Raw genomic sequence first — 14389 nt, 5'->3', positions numbered from 1 at the left:
GTGCACAGCCTGATATAGATTTTGGCGCCTTCTCCTAGCGGAAACTGCACTTTATATGTAATACCGGATGTAACTCCATCCACGATATCACACCTTTAGCGCCCGCCACCAAAATGGACACATAATGCTCATCGACGAGGTTTGTAACGCGCTGGCAAGAAAGGCAAAGGAGCCTTGATATCTATCAATGAGCAGGGAAAGCCTTTTACTCCGGTCATCCAATAATAAAAAGGCGCGCTACCTCAGGTAACAGACCTTTTCAATTTGTCGAGCTGACGCAAGTGGAATGCAATGCGAGGGCTCGATCAGCGAGCCACGCGAACTGAGACAGCCGCCGACTGCCCCGAGGGGTTAGGAGCGCACCGGATATTCACTTCCGCCATCCGCTATATCGAGATTGCAATTACTGAAGAAACAGACATTAGCGCAAAGAACAGCACGACAACACCCCCGAAAACTCTCTTGTAGTTGCAGGAATAATTGCGCAGTTAAGGAGCCTCTGAAGATAGAAACCCAGCGCTGAAGTGGACTCCAGATACTCATTTGTCGCTGGTAAAGAACAACCGATCAATAGTGAGGTAAAGGAGATGGCGCCTCGGTAACGCGTCTATAATTTGCGCATCGAAGACTGCCTGAATACTGAAATGTTCTTTATCTCGCCAACAGGGATCAACAGGCCATGCGCATCCTTTACCCCACGCTGTTAATCTTCACACTACTGACCGCTTGTGGAGCCGATCAAAACAGCAAAACCGAACATGATGCCAATGATACTTCGGACTCGGTGGCAACAGATGATACCGATGCCACTAATCAGCCCCCTGCCTCTGACGCCTCTAACGCAATAAAGGATAGTGCGACCTCCGAGCCTCCCGTAAAGACCAACCCCAACCGCGACGTATATTTCGGCAACCTGCATGTGCATACCCGCTGGTCTTTTGATGCCTATATCAATGAGGCCTGGGTGGATCCCGACGCAGCCTACCGCTGGGCGAAAGGTGAAGAAATCCCGGGAGGTGACATCGGCAGACCCATGAAGATAGGCACGCCCCTAGACTGGTATATTGTGTCAGATCACGCGGAGTACCTCGGCGTACTCCCGCTGATGGAGGACCCGACCAGTCCGATCAGCAAGCATCCTCTGGCTAGCGATATTACCGGCGACGACCCGAAAAAATCTTTCGACGCCTACGGCAAAATCAGTGATGGCATGTATGCCAACCCTCCGCAAGTAGACCCGATTCTGGGTGACAAAAAGCTCGCCAGAACACTCTGGTCTGAGGTGGTGAAGATTGCCGACAACCATTACGAGCCGGGCAAGTTCACCACCATGGCGGGTTATGAATGGACCTCGGCACCTGACTGGAGAAACATTCACCGGGTCGTTATCTTCCGGGATAGTGCCAAGGTGCCAGATGCACCATTCTCTGCGCTCGACTCCAGCACGCCGGAGGACCTTTGGCGCTGGATGGATCAGCAGCGGGATGCTGGTAACGATCTGTTGGCGGTCCCCCACAACGGTAACGCCAGTGACGGCATCATGTTCCCGGTAGACCAATCCTTTGGCGGCAGCAACCTGGATAAGGAGTACGCAGCAGCCCGTATGCGTAACGAGCCTGTTTATGAGCTCACACAGATAAAGGGCACGTCGGAAACACACCCGGCTCTCTTTCCCAATGATGAATTTGGTGGATTCGAGCTCTGGGACTACACACTGGCACCCACGGCGACCCCTCCCGAACACAAGAAAGGCGGCTACGCACGGGAAGCCCTGATTCGCGGACTCAAGCTGCAAAGCCAGGGCAATGGCAACCCGTTCAAGTTCGGCTTTATCGGCGATTCCGACACTCACAACGGCGCATCAGCGATCGAGGAAGACAACTACACCGGCAAGTTCGGCTTTGAAATCGACCCCAAACACCGCCTGGAAGGTCCCCCGGGAGTCGACGCAGCCGGCGCGAAGCAGGTAAGGAGTTTCAGTTCCGGGGGGGTGGCCGCGGTATGGGCGGAAGCGAATACGCGTGATGGCATCTTCGAGGCAATCAAGCGCAAAGAGACGTATGCCACTTCCGGCCCGCGCCTGAAAGTGCGCTTCTTCGGTGGCTATGACCTGGACGGCATTTCTCTTGGCTCGCAGGACGGACTTACCCAGGCCTACAAAAATGCGGTACCCATGGGGGGCGACCTGCGTCCTACAACGGGCAAAGCGCCGACCTTTGTGGTGCATGCAATGAAGGAAACCGACGGCGCCAACCTCGACCGCATCCAGATCATCAAAGGCTGGGTGGACGGCAATGGCGAGCAGCAATCCAGGATATATAACGTCGCCCTATCCGGAGACCGCAAGGCTGGCGCAGATGGCACAATCCCGCCGGTAGGCAATACTGTCAATGAAAAGGATGCGACCTACACCAACAGTATTGGTGAGAGCCAACTCATGGTCACCTGGACTGATCCCGACTTCGACGCCTCCCAGCCAGCGGTATATTACGCCCGGGTATTGCAAATCCCCACGCCACGCTGGTCTACCTACGATGCGGCAAGAACGGGCCTGAAGCGGCCGGAAGACCTGCCGGTAAGTATTCAGGAGCGCGCCTGGACATCGCCGATCTGGTATACGCCCTAAAGCTGAAGGACTCATTCCAGGACTGCAAGCAAATTCCGTCGTCTTGGAAGGAGGGTAATTGGCAGGTTTCACCAGAAGGGCGTCGAGCTAATAGCCATACGGGCCGTAGCGGAGTTTTCGATCGCGCCATCCCAACAAATAAAGCGCACGGTTCGGATGGCACACCCGAGGGCCGCGTACAGAACCTGATCTAAAAGCGCCATCCCTCCCCCGCCATCGCAACCCCTCAATACAGCGTTCCATATAGAGCCAGTGTTCCTGTCCGGCTGGCCCCCGATACAGGCATCGCAGAAATACATTGACTTGCCTGACGCAGCCCCCTACAGTGCACCTAGCTAGAAAGCCTCTTGTTTGAATCCTCAGTTTCGTCGCACCAGTCCCTCTTCGTCCTGTAGCTTCTAAATCCAGTCTTTTTTGCTACTCACGCCTCAACAAGGCTGATCTCTATTTGCATACAGGAAATTACCATGTCCAACACGACTACCGGCACTGTGAAGTGGTTTGACGAATCCAAAGGCTTTGGCTTTATCGAACAGAAATCCGGCCCTGATGTGTTCGCACATTTCAGCGCCATTGTAAGCTCAGGGTTCAAAACCCTGACCGAAGGCCAGACCGTTGAGTTCTCAGTAACCCAGGGCCCTAAAGGCCCGCAGGCTGAAAACATCGTTTGCGCCTGATCGAGCACCTTTGCAACAGCAGCGGACCAGACACCGGTCCGCTTCGGAGTGGCCTTTAAGGCCACTCCGGTTGACCCAGCCCCTCGAGGGCACTCAACCAGAACCACGGGCAGTTAGACTGGCCACAGATTGAATGCCCACCTGATATACCCAAGACGCCGTTGAGCGTTTTCCGCCTGCATACCTTGCCGAGTAACACCTGATCTGTCCTGACACATCATCCCAGTTCTTACCCAGTGCAATCTTATTGGCGGTTTCTCCAAGAGAAATTTATGAGCAAAACCCCAATTGCTGCATTTGACCCCCAAGACGCAAAAAAATACAGCAACCCCATTCCCGCACGGGAATTCATCATGAGCCTGCTCGATAAGGGCGAAAGAAACCTGAACCGGGAGCGACTGGCCAAGGTCCTGAAACTCTCCAGCGATGAACAGAAAGAAGCCCTGCGTCGCCGCTTGCGTGCCATGGAGCGCGATGGCCAGATCCAGTTTGATCGCCGCCGGGGATACTGCCTGGTCAAGCCCGAAGACCTCGTCTGTGGCCGTGTGATCGGCCACCCTGAGGGGTTTGGCTTTCTCACCAGTGATGAATCAAACGAAGACCTCTTTCTTTCCGACAATGAAATGCTGACTGTCTTTGACGGTGACCAGGTTCAGGCCCGCGTCAGCGGCGTCGACCGCCGGGGCCGGAAGACCGGGTTAATCGTCAATGTTCTGCAGCGCAACACGACCCATCTCGTCGGCCGCCTGCAGTCTGAAGATGGTGATTACTTTCTCCTGCCCGAAAACAGTCGCATCCCCCACGAGATCGACTTGGATCCCGACCACCTGATGGGCGCGAAACCCGGGCAGTATATTGTTGTTGAAGTGATCGAATACCCCGACCGTCAGTACAATGCATTCGGGCGCGTGACCGAGCTGCTGGGGGATGCCATGGGCCCCGGTATGGAGATCGATGTCGCCATTCGAAGCCACGGTATTCCCCATAGCTGGCCTGAGGCTGCAACCCGGTCAGCAAACCTTCTGGGCAGTGAGGTGCCGGAAGCAGACAAACAGCATCGTGCTGACTTGAGAGGCCTGCCATTTGTCACCATCGACGGTGAAGATGCCAGGGACTTCGATGATGCCGTCTACTGCGAGAAAACAGCATCAGGCCAGTGGCGTCTGTTCGTGGCAATCGCGGACGTCTCCCATTACGTCGCGCCGCAAACTGCACTCGACAGGGAAGCCCAAAACCGTGCCACGTCCGTTTACTTTCCCGGGCGCGTCGTTCCTATGCTGCCGGAGTCACTCTCTAATGGCCTTTGCTCGCTGAATCCTCGCGTTGACCGGTTGGTGATGGCATGCGAAATGACCATCAACAAGGCTGGCCACATGACGGAATACAGCTTTTCAGAAGGTGTTATCCATTCTCACGCCAGGCTTACTTATAACCAGGTAAACGCCTTCATAACGTCACCAGATTCAACGCTTGGACGCCAGACTGCCAGCCAACTCAATGAAGTTGCCCCGCACATCCACGCGCTGCACCAGTTGTATTCGGTATTAAAAAAGGCCCGGACCAAACGCGGGGCTATGGATTTTGAAAAGCCGGAAGTGCAATTCGAGTTTACCGAGGATCGGAAGATTGACCGAATAATCCCGGTCATTCGAAACGATGCACACAAAATGATCGAGGAATTCATGCTGAGCGCCAACGTGGCGACTGCAGACTTTCTACAAAAACAGAAAATGCCGGCACTTTACCGGGTACATGAGGGCCCACGGGATAAAAAACTGACTTCCCTTCGTGCGTTCCTCGGCGAGAAAGGCCTCAAACTGTCCGGCGGAGATAAGCCTTCGCCTGCGGATTATGATCGACTACTGAATAGCATCAAAGGCCGCACCGATGCCCAGACCATCCGCACCATGATGCTGCGCTCACTCAGCCAGGCAGAATACAGCGCAAATAATCAGGGCCATTTTGGTCTGGCCTACTCCGCGTACGCACACTTTACGTCGCCGATTCGACGGTATCCGGATTTGTTGGTACATCGGGCTATTCGGTCCGTGATTCGCCAGAAACAATCCCATAACCCGATCCACCGGGCACTTAAGTTCATACTGGGTACCGGCAAGGCACCAGTGCGTCGCTTTTCAGATTCTGCTGCACTCCCCCTGAACAAAGTCTACCCATACGAAAAGGTGGAAATGCAGGCCCTCGCGGATCACTGCTCAAATGCCTCACGCCGCGCCGACAAGGCAAGCTGGGATGTGGAGGCCTGGCTTAAGTGCGAGTATATGCAGGACTTTGTCGGTGAGACCTTCCACGGACTGGTAAGCAGTGTCACGGGATTCGGCCTGTTCATCGAACTCAATGACCTTCAGGTTGAAGGCCTCGTGCATATATCTGCGCTGAAAAAGGACTATTACCACTTTGATGCCTCCACGCAACGTCTCATCGGAGAGCGTGACAACAGCAGTTTTGCCATCGGCGACAGCATCAAAGTACGTATCTCGCGCGTTGATATGGAACGTAGAAAAATTGAGCTGACCCTGGCCGATTAGGTTGTGCATTCCCCAATCTAACGACAAAACACTTGGTACGGGCAGCCTTCAATGTTGATGTTGAGCGGCGCAACTGCTGTTCACGCTGGTGCTACTCGCCCTGAGCGCCGTGCAGCACAGACTCCGGGAGTGGCACGATTTCAGGGGGAACCCAGGCAGGACAACACAGCCAAGCCCACACTTATTCGTCCAACCCACCTGCTCGCAGATATGCCTGCCAGTGCTCATCCATCACCAGTCGACGAACCCTAGCACTGGTCAATCGCTGGATGGGTTTGCCATCGGTACTGGACCGGCCTGTGACGCGGATTTCCCGCTCCGGGTATACAGACAGTTCTACTGGAAACTCAAAGTCCAGGTGGATATGCTCGTACTCCAGCAGCTTGCTCCCAACTCGGATACACACCGTATCCCGCTGGTAAGACCAGCCGAGAGTCTGCAGGTGATGCTCCAGGACTTCGATGTTATCGGTAAACACATGCAGATCGATATCGCTTCCCTCCCGTATCCGGCCAGTACTCACTGAGCCAATGAGACGTGGAGAGAACGGCTCCAGCTGCTGCATCACCTCAAGGGCGCACATCCGCATTCGAAACAACTGTTCTTGATGAGTGCGTGGGTCCTGCAGTTGGCCCAGGGCATGCACTGCTTCTGAAATCTCCCCGTTCGAAGGGAGGTACTTGGGATTGTACTTATACTGCTTGCCAATAATGCGGCGCGCAGCGATGCGCTTGGCATCAAAGTACTGTTTAACCCCCTCGTTTACCATCAATCGGGCTGCCTCCTGAGTAATCAGGTGGCGAAAACGTTCCTCCTTTTTCATAGAATTGGGCGGCTTCAGGCCGCGATCAGAGAGTGGTAAGGCTTCAGAAGGTGCAGGGCCTGCTCGGCTGACATCGTCAGCGCATTGGGATCCCGCCCCAGTACGTCAAACCGCCTGAGCTGCCGAAGCAACGGCAGACGCGGATCGTGTGCGAACCTGTGGCGGGTGCGGCGAGGCGCGGTCATCAAGTCCAGGTGGTGTTGCACTAGCCAGACAACATCATCACTCAACACCCCCTTCAACATCTCGGCGCCAATATACTCATGGCCACGACTTTCAACAGCCTTACCGACGTCGTGAACTAAAGCGGATACCCAGAGAATGGGGTCGGGAGAGTGGATTCTGGCGATTTCAAACGCCTGCAGGGAGTGGAAAAGGGCATCCCCCTCGGGATGATACTTTGGGTTCTGCTGTACACCATCCAGGTCGTGGAGCAGGGAAAGAAGATAGTCGTACAAGGTGAAACCAGTCAACGCTGGCTGTCTGTTCCCGAACGTTACTTTGAACCGCCAGAGCGATCCAACGCTGAAAAGTCTAGCCCCCATCACCCCCGCTTACAAGCTGTCCCTCGTCCGCACCTTTGGCACCCGGAGCATGAAATACGCGCAGGGCAAATAGACATGACTTCAGCCAATCAAACGGATTAAAAAGGGCATACAGGCCTGATCATTGCACTGAAAGGAGCCCTCTCCGTACGAAAGTGAATGTTTCCTGATGATGTCACCGCGGCTCTCTAGCCCGGCTGACTTTACCCGGTGTCTATGCTTACAGCATTACGGCGGTGTCAGTTCTGGACCGGGCTATGTGAAGCCTCCCAGAACCAGGGTTAAAGGAAATTTTCATATGTCTTCGCGGGTAATGCTGATCACCGGCGCTTCCAGTGGTATCGGCCGTGCCACCGCGCTCCGGGCAGCGGAGTATGGCTTCCGGCTGGTACTGACTGCCCGGCGCCAGGAAGCCCTTGATCGCCTCGCAGGAGAGATCGGCGGCGATTCTGCCATTGCAGTCCCTGCTGATGTCACCGATTTTGCCCAGCAGCAAACGGTGGTCGAGGCTGCGCTGGAGCATTTCGGCGGGCTGGATGTGGTATTCGCCAATGCCGGGACCGGCCTCGATCAACCTGGTACGGAAAACGGGGATCCGGATGAATGGCGGCAGATGCTCGACGTCAATGTGATGGGACTGCTGTATACCGCCAAACTGACACTGCCCCACCTGCGTAGCTCCAAAGGGCACTTCATCATGACCGGCTCCCAGGCGGGGCGAGTCGCGCTGAAGGGGTCCATTTACGGTGCATCCAAATGGTTCGTGCGTGGCTTCGCCACCAACCTCGCCGAGGAAATGTCGGAGTGGGATGGCCGCTGCACCGTCATCTCTCCGGGGATGGTCAACACAGAGTTTTTCGACGAACCCAAACCGGACAAGCTGGATCCCGTTGACGTCGCCGATGCGGTATTATTCGCGGCCAATGCGGCACCTCGAAGCAACGTCCGGGAAATATTCCTGACACCCACTTACTGATCCTCCCAACGGCCAGGGTCACCGGACTGGGAGCGGGCACTTGGCCGCCATTGGCACAATGCTCGCCCGAGCGCGACATCAACCTGCGGTTTCCTCCACGTGCGCCAGTATTGCCCTCCTCTCGAGCCCTACCTGACCGTGATCCACAGCGACGAATCCCTGCTGGTACTCGACAAGCCCAGCGGCTTGCTCTCGGTACCGGGCCGGGCACCGGAGCATCATGACAGTCTGGCCATCCGCGCCCAGGAACAGTACCCCGGGGCCATGACCGTCCATCGGCTGGATATGGATACCTCCGGGCTGGTGATCATGGCCCGCAATCCCATCGCCCACCGGCAACTCAGCCGGCTGTTCCAGGAGCGCCAGGTTGAGAAGGTCTATTACGCAAAAGTGTGGGGTGAACTGATGGAACCAGCAGGTGAGATCGACCTGCCGCTGATTTGCGACTGGCCCAACCGACCACGCCAGAAAGTCGATTTCGAGGTGGGCAAACCGTCGCTTACCCACTGGGAGCGTATTTCTGTGGCTGATGGATACAGCCTGATTCGGTTGATGCCGGTCACTGGCCGCTCACACCAGCTGCGGGTCCACCTGCAGGCCATCGGTCACCCGATCCTGGGTGACCCTTTCTATGCCCATCCGCAGGCCCTGAGGGCGGCACCGCGGCTGCTGTTGCATGCAGCGGAACTGCGCTTGCCTCATCCGGGGACCGGAGAAGCACTGCAGTTTGCCAGCGCCCCCGATAAAAACCTGTTCGCGGTAGACCGCACAGAATAGCCAGCCCAGCCTCAGTCACTCTGCAACGCATCGATCGGATTCAATTTCGATGCCTTGATAGCGGGGTAGACACCGAATACCAGCCCGATCAGAGCGCAAACGGAGAATGACAGCAGGATGGCCTGTAGCGACCAGGACACCGCCCAGCCTGCGTAGAGGGCGATGGCCTCGGACAGCATTACGCCGAACAGGATCCCCAGAAAGCCGCCCAGGATAGCGATAGTGAAGCTCTCGACCAGATACTGGGTGCGGATATCCCGCTGGGTGGCGCCGATGGCGCGCAACAGGCCGATCTCGCGGGTGCGTTCCAGTACCGTGGCCAGCATGATGTTCATGATGCCGATGCCGCCGACCAGCAGCGAGATACCAGCGACACAGGACATAACGATATTGAAGATGGTCTGCGTCTCCATCTTCTGCGCCATCAGTGCCGCCGGCACCACCATGGTGAAATCCTTCACGTTGTTATGACGTCGGTTGAGCAGGTGGGTGATCGCGCGGGCGGCTTCGTTGGCATCAGTGCCGTCGACCAGCTGGAACTTGAGCTCACTCACCTCCGCTGCGAGCAGCTCGTGCGGGAAGCGTTGCATGGCGGTAGCAAAGGGAATGAAAATCTGGTCCTGCTCTGCGCCAAGGCGCACGCCTTCGAATTCCGCTCCTTCCACAAAGGGTGAGTCGAGCACACCTACGACCGTGAACCACAGGTGGTTGATCTTGATCCTCCCACCGATCGCCGGCTGCGCCGGGAACAGCTGGCTCGCCACGGACTCCCCCAGAACCGCCACCTGGGCCAGAAGCAACTCGTCCTCATCGAGAATCAGGCGGCCGGCTGCAAGCTGGAAGGGCGACATACGGAAGTAGGCCGGACTGACACCGGTAGCCGCTGCCTCACTCTTGCCATAGCGGCTGAACACGCCGTAGGTCTCCAGCGATTTCTGCGCGGCAAACGCATCGACGAAGTCCAGCGTCGCCAGCGTGGCCTCGCCATCCCGCAGGCTCAGACCGGCCGATTGCTTGCGCTGCTCGAATAGCTCATCCCGCTCCAACCGTGGACTCTGCACGATCAGGTTGTTGAGTCCCATGGTCTCGATCATGCGCAGGGCTTCCTGCTCGGCCCCCTTGCCGATATTCAGCATAGCGATCACCGCACCGACGCCGAAAATCATACCGAGCAGGGTGAGCAGTGTGCGGAGCTTGTGTTGTGACAGCTCGGCCAATGCCTCGCGGAAACTGTGCAGCAGGGCCGGGGCCCGACCCGCTGCGGAATCCACCAGGGCCTGTTCATCAAGTGGTGCGTTCTCTGCCGTCGCCGCAACCAAATCACTCATTGCTCACCTCGGCACTCTGTCTTTGGCTGGAGGAAACCTCGTACACGGCAACCCGTTCACCCGGCTCCAGTCCGCCGGTGATTTCTATATGGGTAGGAGTCGCAGCGCCGATGGTTACCGCTCGGCGGTGAAACGCGCCATTCCGGTAGACATGGACAAAGGCGCCAGCGCTATCCTGGAACACACTCTGTGCTGGTACTTCTATGCGTCGCTCTGCGGCGGCAACCCGGATCGCCGCGCGGACACCACGACCGAGCTTGAAGCGCTCCGGGTGCTGTGAGTCCAGCGACGCGACCACTTCATAATACTTCTGCGGATTGCCCCGCTCGATCGAGGCGGGCGCCGCACTGATGGAAGTCACTTTACCGTCAAACCGATAGTCCGGCTCGGTCTCGAACCACAGTGTCACAGGCTGCCCCTCCGCCAGGCCCACCGCCTCACGATCCAGAACATGCAGCCGCGCCTGCATCACGCTCACGTCGGGCAGGTCTCCCACCTTACGGCCTGGCCAGATGCGTTTTCCCACCTGGGCTTTTTCCCCGCGCCAGTCCGCGTCATAGGTGATCAGGCCATCGTGGGGGGCAATGATCTCCAACTCGGAAAGCCCCTCTTCAAGACGCTCGATCTTGGCACTGTGTTTTTCCCGCTGTACCGACAGCACTTCCGTCTCGCTTCCGGCACTGCTTGCGAAACGGTCATTTTTCCAGTCGAGGAATTCCAATTTGGACTCCAGGAACTGGGTGTCCAATTGGTCGTCAAGGATTTCCAGCCGGGACTTGATGCGATCGTCGTCAACGTTAAAGCGCTCGGCGAAGGCTTTTTCCGTACCCACCTGGTCCATATCCAGCAGGATACCAATCTGTTCGGTGCTCAGTGCGCCTTTCTTCTGCCGCAGATCCTCCTCCGTCAGCGCCAGGTCACCGGCAGCCCACTGCCGTTGCTCGCGCATCAACTGGGCATCGAAACGTACGATGACATCGCCTTTTTTGACCTCCGAATATTCCGGAGCCATCCATGCAATCACCTTTGTGGGGCCTGTCGCCGGCGCCTGAATCGCCGTCGCCTCCCTAGCTTCCAGTTCTCCCTCCGCTGGTACCAGCGCCCGCCGTTCGCTGTAACTGACCTGGTGCAGCAGCGGCTCCGACACCTCATCGGCACAGCCGGCCAACAGCAGGGTGACCAGAAAGCCGGGTAGCCAAGAGTTGTTCACTGGCCACCTCCCGCGCTCACTGCCACCGGTTCTGCCCTCACTGCCATCACGTCGATGGAGGCCGTCACGCCCGGTTTGAGCCCCGCCTCTACCCCGGCCTCCAGACCGATCAACAGGTCGATCACCCGCCGTCGGTCACCCCGGGCACGATCACGCACCACACTGCCGAGCTCGATGATGGTCCCGCGCATGGTTCGGGCCTCGGCGCTGTCGATGGTGACATCGACTTCCGCCCCGACAAAAAGGTGCGGCTTGTCCACCTCATCGGCCTGGGCACGCACCTGCATCTGTGAAAGGTCGGAAATCTGCAGCACCGGCTGGCCAAAGCGCACCGTCTCTCCTTCCGAGGGCTTTTCCCCCTGCCAGTTGGGCAGGTACTGTACGAGCCCGGCAATGGGGGCCCGCACCTGCAACTTGTCCACTTCCACCTGCAGAGCTGCGGTTTCCGCTTCCAGCTGTTCCACTTTGCGTTCGGCAAGGGAGATATTGAGTTTGCGGGTGCGCTGGTGCAGCTCCTCCAGTTCCCGTGCCAGCTGCAGATCGTTGCTGGCAATTTCAAAATCGATCGCTGCTTTCTGGCGCTCGTTTCTCGACATGGAGTGATCGAGGATTTCCGCCCGGCGCCGGGCTTTTTCGTATTCGGCTCGTTTCTCCTCCACGGCGAGACGATCATCGGCAGCGACCTGCTCTTCCTTGAGCATGGTGTTGGCCAATTCGCTGCGGGCCTGCTCCAGCTCGGCTTTCTTTTCGATCAGACGCTCCCGCACCGGCTTGTCCTCGAAGGCGACGACCACATCGCCCTCTTCGACATGGGTATTTTCGGCCACCAGTTGCTGGATGCTGTACCGCCACATGCGGGAAATGGCTGGCGGTGCCACCATCACCGAACGGGCAGACTCCAGTTCACCGGTAATCGGCGGCAGGGCAGTATCCCCTGCCGGGGCTTTGCGATGCTCTGGCGCGTCAGAACAGGCCGCCAGTAGCTGGCATAACAGCGCTCCAACAAGGGCCTTGATCGGTTTCATGAATCCGCCTCCGGAAACTCGATGCGCGCTCCCATACCGGGCAGGATCTTGAATTCCGGCGCTTCCGCCAGAGAAAACACCAGGCGGTAATAGAGACCATTACCCCATTCCTTGCGCTTTTGTGGTTGAGACGAGACGTCGGTGAGTGTTGCCGGGAAGGTGCTGTGCAGCCGGGAGTCGAAAGTCAGCATCGCCGACTGCCCTGCGCGGACGCGGTCGATATCGATCTCATGCAGCCACGCCTCGACATAGAGATCACTCATGGAGGGGATTTCGGCGATCTCCCATGAGGGCTGCGCGGTCATGCCCACGAATACCCGCTCGCCGGTCCACGGGTGCTTGCCATACAGTACCGGCCCCGCCCGCTCGGCACGCAGGGTCATCGCGGCAAGGCTGTCCCGCTTCAGCTCAAGCTTGTTCAGGGAGCGGTCGATATTGATCTGTTGCTTGCGGATGGCGACATCGCGGGCGAGTTTCGCCTGGGCCAGTTCCTTGCGCGCCTTCTCGACGTTGGCCCGCGCTTCGCTCTCGGCGACCTGGAACGACTCGTACTCAAAATCACTGAGGAACTGACGTGGGACGGCGGCATCGATACCGGCCTTTTTCAGCAGCAGCTGCTCGCGCTTCAGTGCAAATTCCTTCTCCAGCACGGTCTGCGCATGCTGGTTCTTCTCCTGCTGCAGTTTCTCCCGGGCCGTATTCAGGGCCACGGTTTCCGAGTCGATATCCCCCTGGATGGAAGCGCCATCAAATACCACCACGATCTCACCGGGCTGTGCCACCTGCCCTTCCGGCATCAGCCACTGCACCTCTACTTGCCAGTCGTCGGTCATCGGGGCATAGAAGACCTGGCTCTCCCTGGCCCGCAACTCGCCACTCAGTAACAGTGGGCTGCTGGCTTCATCTGCCAAAGCGCACACGGCCAACAGTAAAAGAACCAGCGGAATCAGGCGTGACATACCGAGTCCTCCACCACCCTGCCATCGCTCATGCGGATAATCCGCTGGGCATGGGCGGCGATTTCCGGCTCGTGGGTGACCATCACGATGGTCTGGCCCTCGCCGTGCAGCTGCTTGAGCAATGCCAGGATTTCCTCCGATGTCTTGCTGTCGAGATTGCCGGTGGGTTCATCGGCAAAGATGACCTTGGGCCGGTTGATCAGGGCCCGGGCAATGGCGACTCGCTGACGCTGGCCACCGGACATTTCATAGGGGCGGTGGGTGAGGCGGTGGCCGAGGCCGACTCTTTCCAGCATTGCCGCGGCCCGTTCGCGGGCGCTGCTTTCGTCCACAGCCGAATAGCGCAGCGGCAGCATGACATTCTGCTGTGCGGTCAGGCGCGGCAACAGGTGGAAGGTCTGGAAGATAAAGCCGATGTGGCGGTTGCGGATGGCGGACAGGGTATCGTCATCGAAGCTGCCCACCTCGCGACCATCGAGCCAGTACTGCCCGGCGGTCTGCTGGTCCAGGCAGCCGAGAATGTTCATCAGGGTCGACTTGCCGGAACCGGACGAGCCCATGATGGCGACAAATTCGTTCTTTGAGATTTGCAGGGAAACGTCAGCGAGCGCCACGACCCTGGCATCGCCATGGCCATATTCCCTGCACAGTTTTTTTATGGTGATCACGTCCTGTCCCGGTGCACTTCCCCGCCCACCGGACTCCCTTTCCAAAAAGTGGTTATCGGCAGGTTAATCATCCCTGTCCGGTCTGGCAAGTTGCGCTGTTCCATCAACCTCAGGGACAGACATGGAGCAGCGGCTGCCTGTGCCGGGCATTTGGACTATTTTCCACTGAGGGGGCGGACGGTCACGCCACCGTGGCAAACCTCTACGCCGGCCTACAAACATTCCTGTC

At 57.8% G+C, this 14389-nt stretch carries 12 protein-coding genes; 5 read left to right on the top strand and 7 right to left on the bottom strand.

What is annotated here, in order from left to right:
• The first annotated feature begins 784 nt into the window (after positions 1 to 784).
• The 3 genes from LVD12_RS07760 to rnr all read left to right on the top strand — a co-directional run bounded on the left by LVD12_RS07760 (position 785) and on the right by rnr (position 5849).
• The gene (locus tag LVD12_RS07760) at positions 785 to 2626 is read left to right on the top strand and encodes a DUF3604 domain-containing protein (protein ID WP_237067139.1); all 1842 of its coding nucleotides are present in this window, start codon (positions 785 to 787) and stop codon (positions 2624 to 2626) included.
• 467 nt (positions 2627 to 3093) lie between these two features.
• Complete coding sequence (locus LVD12_RS07755) at positions 3094 to 3303, top strand: cold-shock protein (protein WP_237067138.1); 210 nt, start codon at positions 3094 to 3096, stop codon at positions 3301 to 3303.
• A 272-nt stretch (positions 3304 to 3575) separates the two neighbouring features.
• Complete coding sequence (rnr, locus tag LVD12_RS07750; RefSeq protein WP_237067137.1) at positions 3576 to 5849, top strand: ribonuclease R; 2274 nt, start codon at positions 3576 to 3578, stop codon at positions 5847 to 5849.
• 181 nt (positions 5850 to 6030) lie between these two features.
• On the opposite strand, the gene LVD12_RS07745 is transcribed toward rnr, so the two are convergent.
• Both LVD12_RS07745 and LVD12_RS07740 read right to left on the bottom strand, forming a co-directional pair.
• A complete protein-coding gene (locus tag LVD12_RS07745; protein ID WP_237067136.1) occupies positions 6031 to 6672 on the bottom strand; it encodes a nucleotidyltransferase domain-containing protein in 642 nt (213 codons plus the stop codon).
• Between the two features lie 14 nt (positions 6673 to 6686).
• Positions 6687 to 7130, bottom strand: a complete 444-nt coding sequence (locus LVD12_RS07740; RefSeq protein ID WP_237067135.1) for an HD domain-containing protein — start codon at positions 7128 to 7130, stop codon at positions 6687 to 6689.
• 385 nt (positions 7131 to 7515) lie between these two features.
• Between LVD12_RS07740 and LVD12_RS07735 the strand changes: the two genes are divergently transcribed.
• Both LVD12_RS07735 and LVD12_RS07730 read left to right on the top strand, forming a co-directional pair.
• Complete coding sequence (locus tag LVD12_RS07735) at positions 7516 to 8193, top strand: SDR family oxidoreductase (RefSeq protein ID WP_237067134.1); 678 nt, start codon at positions 7516 to 7518, stop codon at positions 8191 to 8193.
• 99 nt (positions 8194 to 8292) lie between these two features.
• On the top strand, positions 8293 to 8970 hold the full coding sequence (locus LVD12_RS07730; RefSeq protein ID WP_237067133.1) for a pseudouridine synthase: 678 nt from the start codon (positions 8293 to 8295) through the stop codon (positions 8968 to 8970).
• 11 nt (positions 8971 to 8981) lie between these two features.
• Here the strand turns inward: LVD12_RS07730 and LVD12_RS07725 are convergent, their stop codons facing one another.
• From LVD12_RS07725 to LVD12_RS07705, 5 genes are read right to left on the bottom strand one after another with little or no spacing between them, the layout of a single operon-like run.
• Positions 8982 to 10298, bottom strand: coding sequence for an ABC transporter permease (locus LVD12_RS07725; protein ID WP_237067132.1), 1317 nt, complete (start codon positions 10296 to 10298; stop codon positions 8982 to 8984).
• Positions 10291 to 11508 carry an efflux RND transporter periplasmic adaptor subunit gene (locus tag LVD12_RS07720; RefSeq protein WP_237067131.1) on the bottom strand — a complete coding sequence of 406 codons (1218 nt, stop codon included), beginning with the start codon at positions 11506 to 11508 and terminating at the stop codon, positions 10291 to 10293. The genes LVD12_RS07725 and LVD12_RS07720 overlap by 8 nt, the downstream gene beginning before the upstream one ends.
• Positions 11505 to 12533, bottom strand: a complete 1029-nt coding sequence (locus LVD12_RS07715; protein WP_237067130.1) for an HlyD family secretion protein — start codon at positions 12531 to 12533, stop codon at positions 11505 to 11507. Before LVD12_RS07715 ends, LVD12_RS07720 begins: the two co-directional genes overlap by 4 nt.
• On the bottom strand, positions 12530 to 13492 hold the full coding sequence (locus tag LVD12_RS07710; RefSeq protein ID WP_237067129.1) for an HlyD family secretion protein: 963 nt from the start codon (positions 13490 to 13492) through the stop codon (positions 12530 to 12532). The genes LVD12_RS07715 and LVD12_RS07710 overlap by 4 nt, the downstream gene beginning before the upstream one ends.
• A complete protein-coding gene (locus LVD12_RS07705; RefSeq protein ID WP_237067128.1) occupies positions 13480 to 14160 on the bottom strand; it encodes an ABC transporter ATP-binding protein in 681 nt (226 codons plus the stop codon). Before LVD12_RS07705 ends, LVD12_RS07710 begins: the two co-directional genes overlap by 13 nt.
• Positions 14161 to 14389: the final 229 nt, after the last annotated feature.

The organism is Microbulbifer guangxiensis (assembly GCF_021729075.1).
GTDB classification, from domain to species: Bacteria; Pseudomonadota; Gammaproteobacteria; order Pseudomonadales; family Cellvibrionaceae; genus Microbulbifer; species Microbulbifer guangxiensis.
Note: the sequence above shows the minus strand (reverse complement) of the source record. Positions and strands in the feature narration are given on the sequence as shown.